20 protein-coding genes are annotated in these 21,633 nt (G+C 42.4%); 5 read left to right on the top strand and 15 right to left on the bottom strand.

Going from position 1 to position 21,633, the window contains the following annotated elements:
* Positions 1 to 64 precede the first annotated feature (64 nt).
* The 3 genes from FFM75_RS13135 to FFM75_RS13125 all read right to left on the bottom strand — a co-directional run bounded on the left by FFM75_RS13135 (position 65) and on the right by FFM75_RS13125 (position 1,863).
* On the bottom strand, positions 65 to 355 hold the full coding sequence (locus tag FFM75_RS13135; protein WP_137629623.1) for an ArsR/SmtB family transcription factor: 291 nt from the start codon (positions 353 to 355) through the stop codon (positions 65 to 67).
* A gap of 136 nt (positions 356 to 491) precedes the next feature.
* The gene (locus FFM75_RS13130) at positions 492 to 899 is read right to left on the bottom strand and encodes a hypothetical protein (protein WP_137629622.1); all 408 of its coding nucleotides are present in this window, start codon (positions 897 to 899) and stop codon (positions 492 to 494) included.
* A 211-nt stretch (positions 900 to 1,110) separates the two neighbouring features.
* Positions 1,111 to 1,863, bottom strand: coding sequence for an SDR family NAD(P)-dependent oxidoreductase (locus FFM75_RS13125; RefSeq protein ID WP_137629621.1), 753 nt, complete (start codon positions 1,861 to 1,863; stop codon positions 1,111 to 1,113).
* Positions 1,864 to 1,996: 133 nt separating this feature from the next.
* On the opposite strand from FFM75_RS13125, the gene FFM75_RS13120 reads away from it, so the two are divergent.
* Positions 1,997 to 2,728 (top strand): IclR family transcriptional regulator, encoded by a 732-nt coding sequence (locus tag FFM75_RS13120; protein WP_137629620.1) that lies wholly within the window; start codon positions 1,997 to 1,999, stop codon positions 2,726 to 2,728.
* A 63-nt stretch (positions 2,729 to 2,791) separates the two neighbouring features.
* On the opposite strand, the gene FFM75_RS13115 is transcribed toward FFM75_RS13120, so the two are convergent.
* Positions 2,792 to 3,364, bottom strand: a complete 573-nt coding sequence (locus FFM75_RS13115) for an NADPH-dependent F420 reductase (RefSeq protein ID WP_137629619.1) — start codon at positions 3,362 to 3,364, stop codon at positions 2,792 to 2,794.
* A 172-nt stretch (positions 3,365 to 3,536) separates the two neighbouring features.
* On the opposite strand from FFM75_RS13115, the gene FFM75_RS13110 reads away from it, so the two are divergent.
* Positions 3,537 to 3,962, top strand: a complete 426-nt coding sequence (locus tag FFM75_RS13110; protein ID WP_137629618.1) for an Rrf2 family transcriptional regulator — start codon at positions 3,537 to 3,539, stop codon at positions 3,960 to 3,962.
* Between the two features lie 43 nt (positions 3,963 to 4,005).
* Here FFM75_RS13110 and FFM75_RS13105 read toward each other — a convergent pair whose 3' ends face one another.
* Positions 4,006 to 5,031, bottom strand: coding sequence for an NADP-dependent oxidoreductase (locus FFM75_RS13105; RefSeq protein WP_137629617.1), 1,026 nt, complete (start codon positions 5,029 to 5,031; stop codon positions 4,006 to 4,008).
* A 171-nt stretch (positions 5,032 to 5,202) separates the two neighbouring features.
* Here FFM75_RS13105 and FFM75_RS13100 point away from each other — a divergent pair, with 171 nt between their 5' ends.
* Both FFM75_RS13100 and FFM75_RS13095 read left to right on the top strand, forming a co-directional pair.
* Positions 5,203 to 5,541 (top strand): ArsR/SmtB family transcription factor, encoded by a 339-nt coding sequence (locus FFM75_RS13100; protein ID WP_137629616.1) that lies wholly within the window; start codon positions 5,203 to 5,205, stop codon positions 5,539 to 5,541.
* Entirely contained in the window at positions 5,523 to 6,206 is a 684-nt protein-coding gene (locus FFM75_RS13095) for a type 1 glutamine amidotransferase domain-containing protein (protein ID WP_137629615.1), read from the top strand. The genes FFM75_RS13100 and FFM75_RS13095 overlap by 19 nt, the downstream gene beginning before the upstream one ends.
* Positions 6,207 to 6,316: 110 nt before the next feature.
* Here FFM75_RS13095 and FFM75_RS13090 read toward each other — a convergent pair whose 3' ends face one another.
* The 7 genes from FFM75_RS13090 to FFM75_RS13060 form a co-directional block, all read right to left on the bottom strand.
* Positions 6,317 to 6,787, bottom strand: coding sequence for a hypothetical protein (locus FFM75_RS13090; protein ID WP_137629614.1), 471 nt, complete (start codon positions 6,785 to 6,787; stop codon positions 6,317 to 6,319).
* A 92-nt stretch (positions 6,788 to 6,879) separates the two neighbouring features.
* Positions 6,880 to 8,976, bottom strand: coding sequence for a SpaA isopeptide-forming pilin-related protein (locus FFM75_RS13085; protein ID WP_137629613.1), 2,097 nt, complete (start codon positions 8,974 to 8,976; stop codon positions 6,880 to 6,882).
* 246 nt (positions 8,977 to 9,222) lie between these two features.
* The gene (locus FFM75_RS13080; protein ID WP_171001511.1) at positions 9,223 to 10,236 is read right to left on the bottom strand and encodes a WxLIP family cell surface protein; all 1,014 of its coding nucleotides are present in this window, start codon (positions 10,234 to 10,236) and stop codon (positions 9,223 to 9,225) included.
* Between the two features lie 41 nt (positions 10,237 to 10,277).
* A complete protein-coding gene (locus FFM75_RS13075) occupies positions 10,278 to 10,865 on the bottom strand; it encodes a WxL domain-containing protein (protein WP_137629611.1) in 588 nt (195 codons plus the stop codon).
* 24 nt (positions 10,866 to 10,889) lie between these two features.
* On the bottom strand, positions 10,890 to 13,118 hold the full coding sequence (locus tag FFM75_RS13070) for a hypothetical protein (RefSeq protein WP_137629610.1): 2,229 nt from the start codon (positions 13,116 to 13,118) through the stop codon (positions 10,890 to 10,892).
* 399 nt (positions 13,119 to 13,517) lie between these two features.
* Positions 13,518 to 14,648, bottom strand: a complete 1,131-nt coding sequence (locus FFM75_RS13065) for a GGDEF domain-containing protein (RefSeq protein ID WP_137629609.1) — start codon at positions 14,646 to 14,648, stop codon at positions 13,518 to 13,520.
* A 156-nt stretch (positions 14,649 to 14,804) separates the two neighbouring features.
* Entirely contained in the window at positions 14,805 to 15,440 is a 636-nt protein-coding gene (locus FFM75_RS13060; protein ID WP_137629608.1) for a pentapeptide repeat-containing protein, read from the bottom strand.
* Between the two features lie 302 nt (positions 15,441 to 15,742).
* Between FFM75_RS13060 and FFM75_RS13055 the strand changes: the two genes are divergently transcribed.
* Positions 15,743 to 16,798 (top strand): FUSC family protein, encoded by a 1,056-nt coding sequence (locus FFM75_RS13055; RefSeq protein WP_137629607.1) that lies wholly within the window; start codon positions 15,743 to 15,745, stop codon positions 16,796 to 16,798.
* A 49-nt stretch (positions 16,799 to 16,847) separates the two neighbouring features.
* Here FFM75_RS13055 and FFM75_RS13050 read toward each other — a convergent pair whose 3' ends face one another.
* The 3 genes from FFM75_RS13050 to FFM75_RS13040 form a co-directional block, all read right to left on the bottom strand.
* Positions 16,848 to 17,243, bottom strand: a complete 396-nt coding sequence (locus tag FFM75_RS13050; RefSeq protein ID WP_137629606.1) for an iron-sulfur cluster biosynthesis family protein — start codon at positions 17,241 to 17,243, stop codon at positions 16,848 to 16,850.
* Positions 17,244 to 17,420: 177 nt separating this feature from the next.
* On the bottom strand, positions 17,421 to 20,471 hold the full coding sequence (locus FFM75_RS13045) for a mucin-binding protein (protein ID WP_171001510.1): 3,051 nt from the start codon (positions 20,469 to 20,471) through the stop codon (positions 17,421 to 17,423).
* 194 nt (positions 20,472 to 20,665) lie between these two features.
* The gene (locus tag FFM75_RS13040) at positions 20,666 to 21,271 is read right to left on the bottom strand and encodes a TetR/AcrR family transcriptional regulator (protein ID WP_137629604.1); all 606 of its coding nucleotides are present in this window, start codon (positions 21,269 to 21,271) and stop codon (positions 20,666 to 20,668) included.
* Between the last annotated feature and the right edge of the window lie 362 nt (positions 21,272 to 21,633).

Below are 21,633 nucleotides of genomic sequence, written 5' to 3'. Positions count from 1 at the left end.
ACAAAAAAACGCCTGCTCAAATTGCATGCGTTATCTCATGATTAATTCATTTTTAACTCGTTAGTTATAAATTTTTATAGAAGTCCGTGACATATTGTTCAAAAGTCGTTGGGTCTAATTGGACGTATTTTTCACGCGCCACTTTTCGCGCTGTAATTAAACCAGCTGCTTGTAAAAGTTTGAAATGATAGGTTCCGGAAGTTTTACTGATGCCAACGACTGCACCCACTTCGCCACATGTGACTTCATGATCCTGCTGTTTTAAATAAGTGACGATAGCTAACCGGATTGGATCGGCAAGCGCCTTAAAAACCTTGATTTGGGTTGCGCTATTTTGTTTAGTCTCTTTTTCCATCAGTGTCCATTCACACCCTTTCACTCATTGCAATCAAACCAATTTATTCCTTTTTAGTATACGCGTTAATTATTTTTATTGTCTAAAGTTTGCCTTAAAAAAACCAGTTACGATGACATCATAACTGGTTAATTGCTTATTGCTTGTGTAAAACAATTTCGCCACCGTGTTGGTAAGCATAATGCACTGTCTTACCTACCTTGGCTAAATAATTATATTTTCCAAAGGGACCAGTCCCTTTTAAGACATACATGTCTCCTGATAACTCAGACACGGTCAACGTATGAGCCTTGTGATTATAGCCCTTTGGTAAATAGCCTTGAAATTGCCACTTAGCCGTTTTGCTTTTAATGACCATTTTCATCTTCGGAATCGCCATATTCTTTTTAGTATGCTTCATTTGATACGTGTATACGGGCTTAGATATCCATGTCCCTCGTAAGCTTTTGGCAATCGTGACTGACTTGGCCTGTGCTGGTAAGGTCGCTACTGGCATTAATAATGCCACGGTTGCGACAGAAAGACCGAGTTTTTTTAACTTCATTTTTACATCCCCCTTAATTTAATCTGTCTATCGTTCATCTAATAGTTTACGCCGCTAATCAAAAGGCACCATAATCAATTCTTGTGGTTTTTTTGGTTACGTTTAACAAACCATCGTTATTTTGTGATAAGACCCATTAATTTGGGTGTTTTATGTAAAAACAGTTTGAATAGATAACCGTCAGCCATTCAAACTGTTTAAATGATTCAGTCTATTGTACGGGTTGACCACTATACAAGCCGAAACCAGCCGTTACCGGTATCGTTTGACCTGTAATCGGATCTGAAGCCGCACTGGCCAAAAAGTACATCGTTCTCGCAATGTCGTCGGGTTCAACTAACTTTTTCAACGGACTAGCCGCAACAAATTCATCAATGACTGATTGTGGATTGGCTTGAAACATCGGCGTATTGGTTGGCCCTGGGGCAACATTGTTAACGCGAATATGATAGGCCGCGTAATCAAGGGCCATTGACTTCACAAGATTAGCAATGGCACCTTTAGCTGCACTGTAAGCTGCCATATTGTAGTCACCCATTAGCCCTGAAATCGAAGCGGTATTCACGATAGTCCCTGACTTTTGGGCCATCATCGTCGGGACAAATGCCTTCGTCATCAAAAAGATCGACTTCACGTCAACTGCCATGATACGGTCCCAATCAGTTTCAGCGAGTTCATCTAACCGCCCACTAGTAAAAATCCCCGCGTTATTAATCAAACTATCAATACGACCAAACTTATTCAAAACGCTTGTTTTTAATGCGTTGACTGAATCAGCATTAGCCACATCAGTTTGAACAAAACTAACTTTAGCGTTTGCTTGTTGCAGTGTTTTTAACACTTTTTCACCTAGTTCAGCGTTGTAGTCGGCCATAACAACTTGCCAACCGTGAGCTAAAAATAATTTGGTGGCACTTAGTCCCATACCAGAAACACCACCAGTAATGACAACTGTTTGCGTCATAATTAAACACCCCTTGTTTTTATTAACTACCCTTTTAGTTAACTGCTACTTATGCCAACAGACAAAACTTGTCGTAAAATTTCATTATTTGAAATATAATAACTACTAACAGTTAGTCTAAGGGGCGCAACGCATGACACAATATTTATCAGGGACTTTAGCTAAAGGCTTTAAAATCTTAGAATATCTACAACAACATACAACGGCGACCCTCAATGAGGTTGCCTTTGATTTGGCACTCAATAAAACCACGGCTTTTCGGTTATTAGCGAGTTTAGTTGAATTACATTATGTTAAAAAGTCGCATCAAACCTACACGCTTGCGACTAACAATCAATTATTAACGCAATTTAACCCACCAGTTTTAAATTGGGTCGCAGTCCCAATTACCACTCAAATCACCAAGAAGTATCAAGTGACGGCTTATATTGGTATTTTAAATGGCCCGAATGTCGTCATTACCCAGGTGATTGGTTTTGATGATGACTTAAGTGAATACGCTAAGATTGGGTCAGCAGCCCCCATCAACGAAAGTGCCCTCGGCAAAGCCATCGTTGCTTATTTACCACGTTCAAAAGTAACTGCCCTAGTGACACAACTTAAAAGCACCGCAACTAAATATACGTTAAATGACCAAGCTTTGGCCCAAAATCTGGCGATCACCCGGCAACAAGGCTATTCACTTGATGACGAGGAAAGTAGCTTTGGTATCCGGTGTTTAGCGGTCCCAATTATGAAAGATGGTCAAGTCATTGCCTCACTTGGTGTAGCTGGTCCGTTAACCCGCTTGAAACGACAACGCTTAAAACAAATCGCCCATGATTTGCAAACTTGTCGTACCGAAATTGGCTTACAATTAACTTAATAACTAAAAATACCGTTCAGTATCTACTCAGATACTAAACGGTATTTTTAGCTTTTCGCGGCTTTATTTTTCAACTGCAAAGCCACCGGTCCAGCCAATCTTTTCACTGGCCGCTAAGGTCATTTGTAAGAAACCAAAGCTTTCCATTTCACGTGCCCGCTTCAATGAACCAGCATCCACAAACTGAACCCCACTATCAGTTAAAGCTGAGGCTAATTGTTGCTTAGCGTCATCATCGTCACCAGCAGCCATCACGGTCGTTGGTTGATCGCCAACCTTGCGACTTTGTAGTGTGGCCGCAAAAGTCGTATTGAACGCCTTGATCACTTTAGCTGCTGGTAATAGCGCCGCAATTTGTGCGGCGGCTGAGCTGTCAGCTGGGACAACTAAAGCATCCCAAGTGTCGAAGTTTAACGGATTGGTAATATCAATCACGATTTTACCTGCTAAAGCGGCTTGATTTTGCTTTGCAATGTCTAACGCCGCATTGTAAGGTACTGCTAAAACAACGATATCACCTAACGCTTCGACCGGATCACCATGTCCTAAGTAGTTCACGGTGTTGCCACCTTGTTTAAAGACATCCCCAATAGCTTGACCCATATTACCTTGTCCAAAAATTGTAATGACTGACATATTGTTGACCTCCGATAAATTTTGATTATTTTGTATTTGTTTTAAGTACATTTTTAATATTAAATCAGTGCTTACTAAAAGTCAATGAATTAATCTTATCGACTTTTATAGCTGACTTCATTTAAAAATTGTTATAAAATAAGATACAAAATTAAAACAAAGGAGTCTCGTCATGGCTAATACCCAATTCAGTGATACCATTCATGTACTCGTCTACATTGCCTATTTCGATGGCAAAAAAATCACCAGCCAAGAAATCGCCAGCAGCCTTGAGACGTCACCGAGTCTCATCCGTAAGATCATGGCGAATCTTAAACGCAGTCAGCTATTAGCACCAACTCAAGGGCCTACCAAATTGGCTTTATCCCGTGAACCAAGTACGATTACCTTACAAGATATTTACCACACCTTGCCTGGTCAACCAACACTCTTAAACGTCGATGAACATACATCGCAAAGCTGCCCAATCGGCGCTGTGATGCCGCCGCTATTAACCACCTACTATTCAGAAATTCAAGCAGCCGCTGAAGCCAAAATGGCTAAAATTACACTACAAGACATTTTGAATGATATTGCCTTAAAACAACATTTGACCTAATAAAAGACCTACCTCGTTTAAAAAAACGAAGTAGGTCTTTTATTTAAATCGACGCTTGAGTGCCAATCTCAATCACAACTTTCCCAGTTGCATGCCCTTGTTCAGCATAGGCCATGGCTTGTTCAAGCTGCTCGAAAGCAAAGGTGCGATCAATAATTGTTCGTAGGCGATTTTGTTCAAACATCATTGTTAATTTAGCTAGTTCAGTCCCGCTTGGCCACATGAACAAAAATTGATATTGACTTTGATACTGTTGGGCCAATTTAGTTAGCTGCCGAGTCGCAAGTTTAAATAAGCCCACCTTCCAGCCTGGTAGCCCATATTGACGGGCAAAGGTTGCATCTGGTCGGCCAGCGATACTAACGACTTGCCCACCTGGTTTGAGAATTTGAAACGCCCGGGCTAAGTTTTTGCCACCCAGCGTATCAAATACGGCATCATAGTCATGCAAAGTAGTCGAAAAGTCAGTTTGATGATAGTCAATAATATGATCAGCACCCAATTGCCGCACCAACTCGACATGTGATGCACTGGTCGTGGTCGCCACTTCCGCACCGAGTTGTTTCGCCAATTGAATGGCAAGCGTGCCAATCCCACCAGCACCGGCTTGAATCAAGACTTTATCACCAGCCTTTAAGTCCATTAAATCATGTAACGCCTGATAGCTAGTCAACCCAACTAACGGGATGGCAGCCGCTTCAACATAACTCAGATTTTTCGGTTTTAAGGCAATGTCATCGGCGTCAATGGCAAGATACTCAGCAAACGTCCCGATACGATCTTTTCGTGGTCGTCCATAAACGGCATCACCGACCTGAAACGTCGTCACTGCTGAACCAACCGCAACAATTTCACCGGCAAAGTCACTACCTAAGATTAACGGGAATTGATAGTGCAACAGTAAACGCATCGCACCATCTTTAGTTTTATGGTCAATCGGATTGAGACTCGCTGCCATCACTTTAACTAAGACATCATGGGGCTGCATTGTGGGTCGTGCAACCGATTGGATTGTTGGTTGCGGTTGTCGATAACGGTCAATGACCGCGGCACGCATTTTAGTTGTCATTTTCAAGCTTCTTTCGTGGTTCATATTTTTAAACGATTGATTAGTAGCATACCGGTATCGTTTAAAAATGTCAACGATTGAGTTTTAAAGTAAATCCCGTGATGATTCAGTTGACAGTAACTTATATTCATGATTTAATGGTTTAAAATTATAAACAACCAGGTGATTTATTTGGAACCATTAACCAAACTTAAACATGAATTTACCGCTTCAAGTGACTTTTTAGTGGCACTTGGGGATCACAAACGCCAAGCGATCATTGTCGCCTTACTTGATCCAGCAGCGGTCAAAAACGGCCTACAAGTCACGGATTTAATTAGTGTAACTAAGCTGTCGCGCCCGGCAGTGTCACATCATTTAAAGATTTTAAAAGATGCGCAGTTAGTTGATTATCAGCGCATCGGTACCAAGAACTTTTACTATTTAACCCATCAAACAAAAGCCATTGATAAGTTGAAGACCCTACTCGATCACGTTACGGAGCTGATGACATGCAATCAAAAATCTTAATCGTTTTAACCAACACAACACGTTATGGCACCACCACGGACCCAACTGGCCTATGGCTTGGTGAAGCCACCGAATTTGCCCAACTCATGCAACAAGCTGGCTATGACATCGACTATGTCAGTCCTAAAGGTGGCTTTGTCCCGTTAGACCCACGCAGCATGAAATATACCGATGCGGAAATCATGGCATTTTATGAAACACCCGTTTTTCAGCAACATGCGCTAACCGGCTCATTAGCACCGGAACAAGTCGATCCAACTGACTATGCCGCTATCTATTATGCCGGTGGTCACGGGGTCATGTGGGACTTTCCAGATAACCAGCCCCTGCAAGCCATCGCAGCGGCCATCTACGCCAATCATGGTTATGTCACTTCAGTTTGCCATGGTATTGCGGGCTTGTTGAATATTAAAGATGCTGATGGACACTATTTAATTGCCAATCGACGGATCACCGGGTTTACGAAAGCCGAGGAGCTCTTAGCCGGCAAAAAGTCAGTCGTCCCATTCTTTAATCAAGCGGCCGCCGAAGCCCATGGTGCCCATTTCCAGCAACGCCGGGCTTATCGCGAATACGCCGTTCAAGACGGCCAACTGATCACCGGCCAAAATCCGTTTTCAGCTAAAGCGGTGGCTAACCTTCTATTACAAAATTTACAGGCTTAAAAAAAGACCTGAATGACTTTTACGAGCCATTCAGGTCTTTCGGCTCTACAACATTGTTTCAATATCAAAAAAGCACAAACAAACTACGAATAGTTTGTTTGTGCTGACGGTCATTTAAATTCAGAAACTTCGATTGAAACTTGGTTACCAACTCGTGATTGTAACCCATCTTTAACGGCAGTCACAGTCCCATTAAAAACCATATTGATTTCACGCCGTGAGTTTAAAATGAACTTCACGATAACGCGGGTCTTTTGATCAATTGCTGGAATCGCTGCAATTTGAATACCGGTAATCTGATTAAACGTGACGGTTCGTCGAATCCAAGCACCTGGTAAAACCAGTTTATTCGCCGTAACCCCACCAATGCCCATCATGATATTCATCAACATAAACAACGACCAAAATAACAAATCACTCAGACCAGCGAGGCCACCACTAGCGCCCCAGGCGACTAACAGCCCAGCAACGATAAGTTGACCCCAACGATACTTTGATTTTAATTCTAATTGGGATTGTAAGACCACATTTCGGCCCACGATCCACGCTAATAACACATCTAACCCATTTATTAGCAACATCTAGTGTTCACCTCATCTCAACGCACGATTACAAGTTACATTGTATCAATAGTTGGGACATAAGTAACCCCAGTTGTTCGAATCATTCAGGGTTAGTGTCGATGTTTGAACCAAGTATAGCCAATAATTAGACCCCAAATACCAATCACACTAATCACCATCTGCCAGTTTACCGTTGACCGTTCATCAGTTTGTGGTAAATCAGTCGACCCATTTGCATTAGTCACACCGGTAACCCCAGTATTTGCCTGTAGTCCTGGTGTTAGTGGCTGATTGTCAGTAGTGTCAGTTGACCCAGCTGTTGTTGATGAATCCGTTTGTCCTGCTGGATGCTCAGCTTCAGTCTGACTAGAGTTTGTTGTTTGCCCGTCAGGTTTAGTTGGCTGTTCAGGTTGAGCTGGTCTCGCCGGTTCACCAGGTTTAATTGGTAGTGCAGGTATCAATGGCCGGTTCGGTTGCTGCGGCTGATCTGGTAATCCAGGTACGATTGGCTTAATTGGTTGGCTAGGTTGGCCTGGTTTAACAGGATGTTCCGGCTCATTTGGTGCTGTTGGTGCCGTCGGCTTGGTCGGTTCACCCGGTTGTGCTGGTGTGGTCGGCTTGGTTGGCTCGCCAGGCTTACTTGGTTCAGTTGGCGTTTCAGGCAGTGTTGGTTCACCGGGTTGCTCTGGATTCGTTGGTGTTTCCGGATTCGTTGGTTCACTTGGATTTGTCGTCGGTATCTTCGTATCTTCAGCAGTTACAGCTACCGCAGTGGTTTGGTCCGTGGTAATCGTAAAAGTCACGGGTGTCGTATTCAATTCATAACCAATCGGGGCTTTAGTTTCAACAAAACTGTAAGTTCCGGGTTTTAATTCTGACACCGTCAATTGACCATTAGCGTTAGTCGTCAATCTGGTTTGGACCACCGCCCCAGTATGATCACGTAATTCATACATCGCACCACTTAGCCGAGTATCGGTACTAGTAGCCACCTTAGTAAGAATAACTTGACCCAACTTTGGTGGTACCACCTTTGGGATATCTGTTTGCGCAACGTGGACAATTGTGGTTGTATCCGTGACGCGAAACGGAATTGGTTGCGTGTTTAACTCATAGCCAGTCGGGGCCTGGGTTTCAATCAACTGGTATTCACCCGGTTCGAGATCACCAATTGTTAATTCACCATCAGTATCCGTTTTCAGTCCCGTTCGGAGCACTTGTTGCTGACTATCTTGCAATTCATAGACAGCCCCAGCTAATTTAGTCCCGGTTGTGGCATCGGTTTTAATCAGTTGAACGATCCCGGTTTCTTGCGGGGACTCATTGCCGTTACCAGTTCCTGAGCCACCCCAACTAATATTGCCACTAACCGTAACCCCATTTAAAGTGGCCGCATTCTGCCAAGAGTTGGCTCCTTCGCTAACATCAGTTAAAGTCGTTTGATAAGTCATATCAACTGCTGTATGCACGTCACTAAAGTGAAACGTTATCGTTTGATCATTGACGGTCACTTGTGGACTGATTTGACCACTACTGACAAAGTTGCCGGCCTCATTATACAGTCCAGTGTTAGCCTGTACACTAGTTGGGATAAAAACTTGTTTGGCACTCAATGTGTCATTGACGGTCACTTGGCCTAAATCTTTACCTTGTGGATTAAAAGCGATATTCCACGTCAGTGTGGTAGGCTGTCCATGCTGGTTGAAATCACTGATCCAACCATTCTTATTGATCAGCCAGTCATAATTACCAGTTTCACTACTAGTTGTCCCTTCAACAAAGAAATTAAGGGTCCCATCACGATTGGTCCCGATATGACTGAATCGATCATTGAATGTTATTGTCCCACTTTTGGCACCCTCTTTAATCGTAAAAGTGCCAATGACCATGCCATTGTCATCCTTTAAATTAAAACTCAAATCACGAATTGCAGTGGCACCATCAGGCAATGTCACAATTGCTGTATCACCTGCTGCAACTGGTTCGCCATCTTCAATTGCCCAATGATAATTTATCGCGTATTCTTCCCATCGACTTAACGTACTCGTATCTTTAATCACATTGCCATTACGGTCGGTTACAATCGCATCGGTCCCGTTCAAACCAGCAACTGGAATGGTTGCCGCTTTGCCACTAAGACCAAATACGATTAACGTTACTAACACGGTTAGTAAACTTAACCCGACCGCTAATAATCTCGACCGCATCTAGCTCACCCTCTTAATTAGCCACTAATTTTTGACCAATGCTAATTAGTCCACACTGGTCTCGGCTGTACAATACTGCATTCAACTAGTTCAAGGGTATTTAAAAGATTTATTTGGTCACTAATCTTACGAACACTGGTATAAAAGTTGGCCTAGTAAAACTAGCTAACAGCCGGCGCAACAAAAAAGCATTCAACCGAACATGCTGTTCCGGCTGAATGCGATTAGTTCACTTAAAAAGCTGACTTACTTTTGTTTAGATTGTTGTTGCCCTTTGCGTTGACCGTAACGATAAGCCAACCAAATTAATAAAATGATGAGCAAAATGACCACGATGATTAGGAACCACCAGAGCCAATGCCAATCCCGAGGGACTTGCTGATTCACTTTGTTAGCCTGTGATTTCGTCACGGTAAAGTAACGGGTGAAGACCCATCGTTGTTGGTGTGCTGTTGCAACGACTCGTACCCGATATTTTCCCGCCGCTAACCGCTGGTTTTTAGTATTGATCAAATACGTAAAGTTCGAATTAGGCGCCATGCCTAAGTCTTTTCGAACGGTTTTAAACTGCAACTGACCGGTTGCATCATAAACGCGACCGTCGATTTTTAAATGCGTCAATAACTGTGCTTGCGTATTGGCTAGTTTGACCCCAATGGCCGGGCTGAATTTGCTCTGTTGATCACTACCCGTTGTCATTCCGGTTAGTGCCAAGTCCGGTTTGACCTTGGGTGTTTTATGCTCACGCAAAACAACACCTAACGCTAGCGCATACCGATTATGAATTTGGAACCCTTTTTGATTAGTGGTTTGTGCTGGTCCTTTATCTAAGTTCAAAAAGTAAAAAGCCCCTTCTAAAATACCGTTAAAACTATCAGCGGGCATCGTATACGGTATGGTGATCAGTTTACTAGCCGCTGGCGCTAAAGTAATTTTGTGTGGCACTTTAAAAATCGTTTTCAATTGATACTTAGCCGTACTCAACTCACCTAAAGTTGCCTTGTCATAAGCCTCAACCCCATTACTCGTGGTATAGCCAGTATTGGCATTTAGTTGTAGCCGGACTGTTTTTTGAGTTAAATTAACCACGCGCATTTGAACCGTGCCCGTCTGATTAGGTTTTACTTGTAAATCAAAATAACTACTGGTCGCTGTGCTTTGGCGCGAGTTTTTAACTAATTGAACTGCAAAACCAGCCCCATTAGTCGCTGCTCGTACTGGTACGGTCAGCCATAAAAGGCCCGCTAATAGACTGAACAAGCAAACTAATCTAGATAAATTAATGCTGCTTCGTCGTAACATTAATCAGTCGCACTCGCTGTGGCATTGAGTGTCCAAGTAATGTCGGCATCGTAATTCCCGGAAACGGCCGTTGTCGTTGCAGGTAACGTTAAACTCGTCGTCGTAGCCGTACCTGCAGTCGCACTACCAGTCCCACCGGTTTTAGCATCTGAGTCATTCCAAACGGTGCCACCGGCAGCATTGATCGTCCCACTAGCCGTACCACTTGTCGTGTAAGTGATCGTCCCGGCAATCGTATCAGACCCATTGGTAAAGTTGCTGATCGTTGAGGTTAATGTCCAAGCGGCATTATTAGCACCACGATAGTCACTAACCGTTAAGTCTGTCCCAGTTGATGTCTTGCCGGCGGCTTTTAAGGTCGAACCGTCGTAATTCAACGTTGTCCCATTGGTCAATGTTTTGACATCCGTACTTGCAAAAGCAAAAGTTGGTACCGCATCAATGGTTAAATTCCCAGCTGCAACACTAAATTCACCAACTGAATTACCACCAAGGACATCATCATCGGCTTGCGCCGTTAAAATGCCACCTAACATGCTAGTCATCGCTAAAGTAGTCATACCTAATACTAAAGTTTTAAATTTCATTACGATTCTCCTCCAAAATTATCATTAACTACCGGCAGTTAAGCCGTAGTTTAACTGCCAATTCAATGGGACGCCGTACTTTTGCCCCTTTTTCATAGTTGCTGGCAAACTATCCGGGTCAATCGTCATTTTAAATGCCAACGTTTGACTAATCGTTGGCGGACTAGTTGCCGGTAAAATCGTCTCAGCCGTACTATTAACGGTGCCATTAGTGGTCGTACCCGCAATCGTGGCAGCATAATGTAAACTGTCAGCCGTTGTTAATGGCAAAGCCCCATCACTTAAAGTTGTCGTTAAATTAGCCATCCCCAGTGTCAGACTGAGTGGTACTTGCCAATCATTTGTCAACGTGACCGTTTGATCAGCGGTTACCGTTGGAATCGTTGCCGCAACCGTGCCATTTTCAGCAATATTGACGGTGGTCACCGCATAATCACTAAGATGATCCGGTAAGTTCTTACTTGTCATGGTAGTCCCATCATCAGTCGTTGTTGGGGTCACAACGATTTTTAACTGATTCTTACGTGCCAGTACCGAAGAAATCGTTTGGTCAGCAGTCGTCACTGTCGTTGGGTCAAAATCAGCCGCTTGCGTGACCGTCTTACCTGTCGCCGTTAGTTTTGTTGTGTTAGCACCAGTAAGTTTCAATAATGAGCCTAAATCAAAGGTATTGGTACTAGCTGTTAAGTCCTTATCGGCAGGCGTCACCGCGGTCCAATCACCATCATTGAGCTGATAAAAGACTTGATAATCCGTCTTTTTCGGACTGATCGTCGCTGATAAGTGAACGGCGCCAGCTGAATGTTGGCCGGCATAATCACTCGTGCTCCCCCCACTAACTGACTGCTCATTACTGTCAGAATCACCTTGAGATAGTGTTAGTTTTGATAACTTAGGAATTTGCTGGGCCGGATCCAGGTCACTGATATTATCCGTTGAGATATGCTGGACGTCAAAACTACTGGCAATCACTCGGGCTGGTAACATATTGTTTTCAATCAAAACATCTTTGCCAGAAATAACACTGCCATAGAAATATTGACTACTCCCGTAATTTGAGACTTGTAGGCTCGCATTCGGTGCCATAATCGTACCCGTAAATAAATTATCGCCACTACCTTCATCAGCCGACAAATAGGCCCCGTTAGTCGTGACCGCATTGGGAAAATTATTTAAAATATGGCTAGAAAGTAGCTGGTTTATCGTGGCTTTGGTTCCATCCGAATTTTCCACATCATCGTTTTGACTATTGGTTATTTCCTTACCGGCAGTATCTTTTACGGTAAAGGTGTACGCACTACCCCAAGTAAACGGCATATTGCTGCCTGTGACACCAGTCCAATTAACAAAAATATATGGTGCATACTTATATGTCGCATACGTGGTTTCGCTGGAAGCCACATTTTCCGAAGTTGTCGTATCCATGTTAGTCACATGAATCGTGACATTTCTAGGTTGCCCCGACAACTTTAGAAAGACAATTGGGGGTGTCGTTGAAAAAGTATCTTGATACTTATCGGCTAAAGCCACGGTCACTTCTGGATCCGTGCCACTAAGTGACTGTTTGACCGTAACAGCGTCAACTTCGTCATTTTTGATGACGTCATTGTCGACATTATAGCTGGCATAATAGTCAGAAATACTTTTAATCTGTGCAGCGGCCGCCTTGAAGTAATCACTAGCATCGACTTTTGTTGGGTCTAAGGTAATCGTTTTACCCGTCTGTTGCTCATAATCCGCGATCATCGAAGCCGCATTATCTTTAAAATACGTCACATCACCGACATTTGCAGCCGCCAAATGCTTGATCAATACCGCGTTAGTTGCTTTTTCACTAGTTGTCCAAACATCATCAGCTTGATGACGTAGATTATTAATCACCACTTGATCAGCATCTGGTAACTTATCTTGCTGGTTAAAAACATCAAATAAGTTCTGTCCTTGCGCGGCTAACGTGCTATCCGAATTATCATAGGGCACTTCATTTGCAACATAGACTGGTGATAGACTAGTGATTTTATTCCAAACCTTCCCATCGTTATAAACGCCTGCCGTAGATTCAACAATCTGATTAGCCGCAAACCGACCTTCCAAAGTGTCAATTGGGCTACTATTGATCGTTAGCTTACCGGCTGCAAAGGCATTGTAATATGAACCAACGCCAAAAGCGTAATTACCAACTGATGCATCTGGAAATGGTTGTGTGGCTGCTTGACTGATTAGTGGTAACCAACAGACAACAAAAATGGTCATAAGCACAAAATTAATCAATCTTTTCATCATCGTTATTTGACACTGGCTGTTTTGCCAGCTCAGCGTCTCCTTTATTCAGTTTTAATTGATGGCTAGTTTACAATCTTAATCGCCTAAAACAGTCATATAAGCTTGTAAGTCTACTCAAATTGAGCAAAAAATTGCCTATTCAAACATTATACTCGCTTTACTAAAAAAGTAATTAACAATATAAAAATAATTATGCTAGGGTTGATGGCGTTTGAAATAATCATTAAGCGCATTAACCAACTAATAACTATAAATTTTTGCCAATAAAAAAGGCCATCTTTTCTAAAACCAGGATGGTCAATTTTATTGTATAACGCTGATAAAAACTAGCGTTTTATTTTTAACAGAAAATTTGGTTACCACCGCATTTTAGTCAATGGTGATGCGCATTCGACCATTGCGTTTAGAGGTATACAAATTCTGATCAACACGATTGTAAAAATCAGCCGGTGACGTATCATTGCGGGTCATCGCCGAAACCCCTACCGAGACCGAAATCGCCAGTCGATGTTCACCAAATTGAATCCCATAGTGATTAATGGCCGAAAAGATTTGGGTCACGATTGTCTGCGTATCCGCAACGGTATAACCTGGAAACAAGATGTTAAATTCCTCACCACCGGTTCGATAAAGCGTCACTTTAGGATCATTCGCGTTTAGAACGGTTTGGACAACCATGGCGACTTGTTGCAAAACGCGATCACCAGCTAAATGACCATAAGTATCATTGAACTGCTTAAAGTGATCGATATCAAACATCATCATCGACAACGGTTGTTGCTTCTTACTACTCGTCATAAAGAGTTCTTTAACAGCTCCTGTATAAGCCGCAAAATTTTCAGTTTGCGTTAAAGCGTCATGGCTCGCAAACTTTGCCAGCTGTAATTTAGCTTCACTGTCTTGGGATAACATTGTTACATATGCATATAATAATGCTTCAAAAATTGTTAAATAGGCCCATTCTTGCGCAAAAGTCTGCCAATCAAAGTTGAATTTCAACTTCATCCAGAACCACAGTAATCCCCCAAAGGGCAATGCGACTAGTAAATACATAAATGGTGCTTTTCTTTGATTATGGTACTTCACCCGGACAACATTCAATAACCAGAAAAATAACGCTAAGGTTAACGCATGTCCCCAGGACTGCCAGTAGCCTAATGAGCGATCAAAAGCCATGTAAATCAGGACAATCGGGAAAAAGAAGTAATAAGGAATCTGAATGTGCAGAAAATAAGCACAGAAGATGATGGCAATCAATTGAAAGTTCATAAACTGCCAAGAGTAGTTTCCACCGACGACCAAACTTTGAATCGCAAACACAAAGACTAGCATGTAAATCACACCATACCACGCATTTAAGGTGTCTTCCGAAATATGGAGGTGCCGTGATTTAACCCAGAAAGATAAGCCATTGAACGATAACCAGTATAGCGCCAAGACACCCAAAACAAAGAAAACACTTGTAAAAAAAGGTGCAATTTGCCAATGTGACCATGTCATTGATTAATCTGCTCCAGTACTATTAAATTTATGGTTAGGTTAAAAATTAATTTGTGAGTTAAATAAAAATATGATACTTATATTAGTAAAAAGCTTTCAGCGCCAAATGTCAAGTCGATTCCAAGATAAAAAGTTAACTTAACTTAACCAATTGCATTACAAGGTAACCTTCACCCCTAAGACATAGGCGGCTAACCATGCGGCTTGCGCTTCATTGACTCGGAGTCCTTTTACTAAAGCTGGCGTTAGCTCCAAGGTTTCAAACGTACAGGTTCGCAAATCAAGTTGCCGTAAATTTGTCCCCGCAAAGTTGACTTGATTTAAATTGCTAGTTACGAATTTGGCCTTAAATGTCCGAATGTCCATCAGATTAGCCCCTTGCAACGAGCAATTGTGAAATTCAACTTGTTTCGTGCGAATTTGGTTGAAACTAGCTAAATCTAGGCGACAGTTTTCAAAGCTCACTTGATTGAACGCCGACTGATCAAAGTTAACCCCTAACAAGTTACAGTCTTTCAGTACAGTGCGAAAAATACTGGCCTGTTGTAACTGACAATTAGAAAAATCACAATTTTCTAGCCGAGTATCAGAGAGCTCCAATCGTTCGAGCTGACTGTCATTGAACGCCACGTGTTGTACGCGTGATTGATCAATGATGGGATGGGTCAACTCCTGATGGTCGCATCGTTCATGTGACAGTTGTTTGTTTTGAAGCAAGTAATCTTCACTATCATAAATGTCTAAAAAACTAGCTGCTGCTAAACTGGTTGGATCAAATCGTGGTTTTTCCATTACTAAAACGCCCCTAACACGTCATTATTGTGTCTTAGCATACCAATAAACCATGATCCTTACATGAGGACTCGATGAATACCACAATTGACTTATCGTATCGGTTACGACCCAGGATGAGTCACTTTTGTCGAACCAAGTCTGAGAATCCGTCTCTACAACAGCTAGACTCATAGAAAGCTCATCAAAAATTTAATCATAAATGGCATGATTTGATTAAACGTCCTTCAATACTAGTTTAGATTGACAGTCAAAAGCCAGGTTTGGTATACTGCTTCTCGTTTATCTGGAGGGGGAATATTATGTCAACCTACGCATTAATGCAACTTAGTCCCGGCGTCTTGCGTCAAAAAATTACGGCAACCACTGGGCGGTCTAAATGGCACTTGATTGGCGTCTTACTATTAAGAGATACTGCACTGTTAAGTTTTGCGATTTTATATATTGCCAGCTTTTCTTATTTATTCGGTCAAGCCAGTGGCTATGTCGGGGTCGCGACTTTTTGTATGCTACTGAGCTTGCGCTTTGTCGGCTATGGCTATAACGTTCAAGCCAGTCTAGGCGCATTATTTGGTATTTTAGGGTTAACTTGGCTTGATAGCTGGTTATTGCCACTCTTGCCACCACTGTTTGCTTTGGTGGTTAACTTTAGCAGTTTATTACTTATTTTACGCTTAACCAGCGACACACCGATTTTAGGCAATGGCGGTGTTTATACCTTTGGCTATGTCTTAGTGACCGGCATGCCAGTTACTGGTAGTGCCGTCGTCAATCGTGGCTGGGCATATTTAATGGCTTTTGCGATTTGTGGTTGGGCACTTTGGCGCCATCATCGCACTAAAGATACCGATATTAAACTATGGTGGGTTTTAAAAATCCGCGGTTGGCATGATAAGACATTTCGCTGGCAATTTCGGTTAGCCTTAGGCGTTGCCATTGCACTAAGCTTGGGACAATGGCTAGGCAACGGCCGCGCAATGTGGTTAGGCTTTGCTTGCATGTCAATTTTACTCCCACAAACCAATTTAGTTCGTGGCCGGGCGATGTTACGTTTTAGTGGCGTTGTCGTCGGCTCATTGTTATTCACCATACTCTTGCAACTTATCCCAGCAACGGGCTACTTCCTATTAGCACCACTGGCCGGCTTTATCTTAGGCTTAACTCCAAGCTACTTTTGGGCCAGCGTTTTAAATTGCTTCGGTGCCCTTTCGATTGCTCGCGTGTTGTTTGGTAATTTCCCTGCGGCGGCCTTACGAATCTTCAATAATGGCATTGGCATTTTGATCGCCGTTGTCCTAGCCAAACTACTAGATTGGTTGTGGCAAAACTATCAACAGTCATCAAATCCAGCGATATAGTATAGAAGAAAACGCTCAGCACTTTAAGTCTAGTGCTGAGCGTTTTTGGTTAGCAACTGGTGCCATCGATGGTCACGCCTGCTTTAAATGCTGCTAAAACATCGGCGCCATTAGCAATCTGAACCCCGTGATCTAAGACATGCGCATTATCTTTAATGGCAATGCGGCCATTTTGATAGTCCATCGTAATCCCGTCGTTAAAAAACATTAAATCGTACGTCGAAGTCCATAAGTGAACACCGTATGGATTAGTCAACTTGACTGAATATGCTGGGTCCGGCTGATCAAGCACAATCAACGTAAATTTAGTACCAATCGAACAAGCCCCACCGTGTAATGAATACTTGCCACCACCATCGTCTGCTAGTAAGATCAGCGTTTTGTCTAACAATTGTTTCCGAGCTAATAATGCAAGCATCGTATCACTAAGCTGAATTGTTGGCATTTAGCACGCCCACTTTCTTTATTCTCATTTTAAATCAGAATCAACATATTATTGTTATTTGCAACTATCTTAGCACGTACACAATGGTGGCTCAACGATTTAGCTTGATGCCAATCTAAAGCAAAATAAAAGCGTGTCCTTGATATGACATCAAAGACACACTAATTAAGTGACACGTTATTGTTTGTGACGATAACCGCCGATACCTAGTAAAGCTAAGAAAAGACTTCCGGCCATTGCAACTAGTGTACTAGTTGACTTTTCAGCCGTTTTTGGCAGCTGGTTAGTGTCTTTAGCTGCTTGTTGCGATAATGATTTAGGCCCTTCACCTTTGTTAACCATGGCTGGCTGTGGGTCAATTTTGCTGATAACAAGTCGCGTCGTTTTAGCATCGGTATTACCATGCTTTTTATCAGGCGCAATCATAATCTCACTATTCCAAGTTTCAACCTCAAATGATGGGTCAGCCTGCACCTTTTTGACAACTGCATCAGGTTTGATTGTATCCGGTGCTGTCAGTGTGACCGGTTTCGTCGTATCTGGCGTCGTTGACTTTGCTGTATAAGTCACTGTCACGTCTATATCTTGACTGTCGGCTGTGACAGCATTAACTGCCTTGACCGTTGCCTGATCCGCCTGATAACCAGCAATAAGTGGTGATGTTTGCGCATCGAAACTAGTTTTGTCAGCAGTCCAGTCCCCCCAAGTCGTTATCCAAGTTACTAAATCACGACTACCGGTCCGTTTGAAGGCTAATTGTGCTTGATAGTCAGTTGCCGCCGTTTTACCATCTGCATAAACATAATGAATGGTTTCGGTGACAGTCTTACTATCCGTTACCGTACTTATTTGGTGTTTTAGGTGGACAAGATATGTCGGCGTGTTCGTATCAAATATGACGCCGTTACTTGGATATTCATCCATCACTAATTCGTAACCACGATCAGTGTACGTTTTAATCGTCGCAGCAGTTTGATAATCACTAGTCGTACCAACATCGCCAGTCAAGACTTCGGTCGCTAATGTTTTGCCAGTCGTATCATCCATGTAAACGACCTTCGCTTGGCCCGTTTCAGCAACATTTTTCGTGTAAACATAAGTGACAGTACCACCGTCAGCCGTCAACGTCCCGGTTGCGGCCAAACCGTTACTATCAACATGGTCAAAACTGTAACCATCAATGGCCTTCGTTTGGGTTGTATATTGTTCACCAACCTGTTGGCCATTTGGATAGGTTGCCGTCCCGGTTGCCAAAATATTGCCTTCCGTATCGACATACTGTACCTTAACGGCACCCGCTGCAATTTGTTGCTTCGTGAAATATAAATTAACTGTTTGCGGATTAGCCGTGTACGTTAAGTTGAGTGAATCCGCATCGGTACCAATATAGTCATACCCAGCCAAGATGGTTTTATCAGACAGGTCAACTGTGTCACCCACTATTTGATTGGCACCTAGAGTTTCAGTGGCTTTGATGGTTTCACCAGTCGTTTTGTCAATGTAGTTAACTTTAATGGTAGGGTCGGTCCAATTAATTTGATTTGCAACAACTAGTGAGAAAAGTAATTGCGTCGTGTCAGATGCACCACTGGGGTCATAATAAATGTTATGATCCGCATAACTCTTTGGCCCGTAAGTAACCCAACCATCCGCTGTTGTCAGCCCATCAATTTGATATTGGCCATCACCTAAATTGGTTGCGAGGCTAACTGGCTTAGTACTGGTCAATGATGAGCCAAAGGAATATAAATTAGTCGTATAAAGCTGTTCGCCCTGCATCCCAATCTGTTGATTGGCTAAAATCTGAACCGGTGCGCCCGCGACCGCATTAAGTGTATCCGAGCTAACGTAGAACTGTTGCCAAACATTAATCATATTATACCGTTCAGGATTGGCATTTTTCAAAACTGATAAGTCAGTCAAATTATTGCTTTGAAGTGACAATGTTCGTCCGTATTTCTTACCGTGAACATCCCGATAATCATAATTTAGATACTCGGTCAGCCAATCAGCAATACCAGCTAACTGCTGATTAGTCATCCCATAACGATTTCGTGCGCCCACGCCTACTAATTCAACTGTTTGTAATGCACTAACGTCTAACTGGTTAAGTGGTGTTAAATCAACAACACTTAAATACGGCGTTGTTAATGATAAAGTACTCAGCTGTAATTTACTTAAAGGCGTCAAATCAAAATTATTGCTAATCAGCTGGCCATCATCATTTAGGTAACCCGCAGCAATATTAATTATAACTCGGACTTTATTCTTGCTTGGTAACTCTTGAAGTGCTTCAATTCCGGCTAACGATGTAATGATGTTTGTTTCATCAACGATATTAATTGGATTTGGACCAAAACCACCATGTCGAATATCGCCCAATGTTATTGGTTGATCAGCAGCAACTTTCAGTTCCCTTCTCACCACAGCTGCTAGATTAGCATCCGCAAACGTCACAACCTGCGAATCAGGTGCAGTTGCATAATCAATTTTAGGCACCGTGGTGGTCGTTGTTGTTGTCGAACCTGTTTGACTGCCAGAATTATCACCAGTACTGGTGCTCGTACCAGTCCCTGAATTATCAACATTCACCGTTCCAGTCGTCGTAATCTCGTTTTCCGCCACTGGGGTTACCCTAGTAAGCGCGGCTTTTTGCGGTTGCGTAGTTGTGTCTGTTGACTTCGAATTTGAATTGACCGTTTGATCGTCAGTTGTTTGCTTAGCAGTCGACTGAGTAACCGACTGATTGTCAGCGTCTGACTTTGCTGTACCTGTGTTTTGATTATTAGTTACCGTGCTATCGTTTGAATCAGTGACGACTTGTTCATCAGTCGTTTGATTATTATTAGCACCAGTATTTGTCGTTTCTTTATCGGTCGCAGCGTCGTTTTTGTCAACTTCAGTAGTCCCGCTTGTCGAACCAGTACCGGTAGATCCTGAATCCGACGATGTTTGTTCATTTCCAGAACTAGCAGTTTCCGCTTGATCGGCTTGCGTACCTGATGATTTAAGTGTCACACTTTTTGAAGTTGATTGTTGTTCAGTGGTCGTGGTCGCTGTCGCTTTAGCCGTACCATCTGTGGCCGTAGTGGCTGAATCAGTTGCATCGGCATTCGCCGACATAACCAATAAGGGACTAGTTAATAATAAAGTCGTTAGTCCTGTGTACAGCCAGTGTCGATAACCCATTGGCTGCTCACGATAAAATTGTTGTCTTTGCTTTTTCATACACTTGACTCCCCCGTCTAACCTATTCATATATATCGCCTAATATATAACCCTTTAAGGCCCATTATAATCAATATGATTATTAAATCTATTGTTTTGTCCGCATTACGAAATTAATCAAAGTCACACAGTATAAAGCGCTTACTTTAGTGGTTAAATCACAAGTTGTTAAACGTCTAGCAGGTCTACAACTGTCACTCGCGACTCAATACCCCGTGTTTGATCCAGTCACATTTATACGCAAAATCTGCTACTAACTGGTCTGCATTCCAGTCATTAGCCACTGCTACAGTCAACGCATTAATGACTAAATCCATAATAAAATATTGAAAGCTCAATGCCTCTTGTGGATCAGTAATTCTAAACTGATTTACTGCTAGTAACGCTAACCATTGATCCGCATATGGCATATCTGCAGATAATTTGATTTGACGATAAATAATATTATTATCACTACGCGTCAAAAAAATAATTTTCTGCCAGCCATCACTACGCCGATCTTGCCGACCCAGCATGCCTAAAAAATCCGTTAGTCCCGCAAATAAATCATTCTGTTGATCTCGAATGGCAATTAGAAGTTGATGATGGATGCCGACAAGTGTCTCATGTAGCACAAAGCTGCGCGCATCTTCTACACTCTCAAAGTATTTATAAAATGACGTTCGTGAAAAATCAGTCTCTTTGAATAATGCCGAAACCCGAACGGTCGCCAATGGTTGTTGACAAAAAGCCCGCAGTAACTGGTCTTGTACCAACCGTCTTTTAGCGGCTGGTAGATGAAAAAAAGTTGGTTTAGGCATCTCGTCAGTCTCCTTACACTTAGGTTCACTTAAATTATAACTTGCCGGTGACAGTTTGTCACCGGCTATTATAAGTTTTACATTTTAAATAAAAAAGCCATCACATATGTGATAGCTTTTCGGTAATATTCAGGATAATTCAGGCAATTCATCCTGAATAAAGCTAGGGAAATATAAATGAAGAAGCCGATGGTCAGCGTTCTGGTCCAACCATCAGTATGGAGTATTATATCAGATAAGCGCTTACATTCACAGCAAATTCACGAATTCTCTCAAAATTATTATTTTGGCAAATTCTATAATTAATCCGAACAGAAATTAAAAAGCCCAAAGCAATCACTTACAATGGTAGTAGCTAATTC

This window comes from Lactiplantibacillus daowaiensis (assembly GCF_005405085.1).
In the GTDB taxonomy this organism is placed as follows: domain Bacteria; phylum Bacillota; class Bacilli; order Lactobacillales; family Lactobacillaceae; genus Lactiplantibacillus; species Lactiplantibacillus daowaiensis.
The sequence above is the reverse complement of the archived record's forward strand: the minus strand, read 5'-3'. Positions and strand labels throughout refer to the sequence as shown.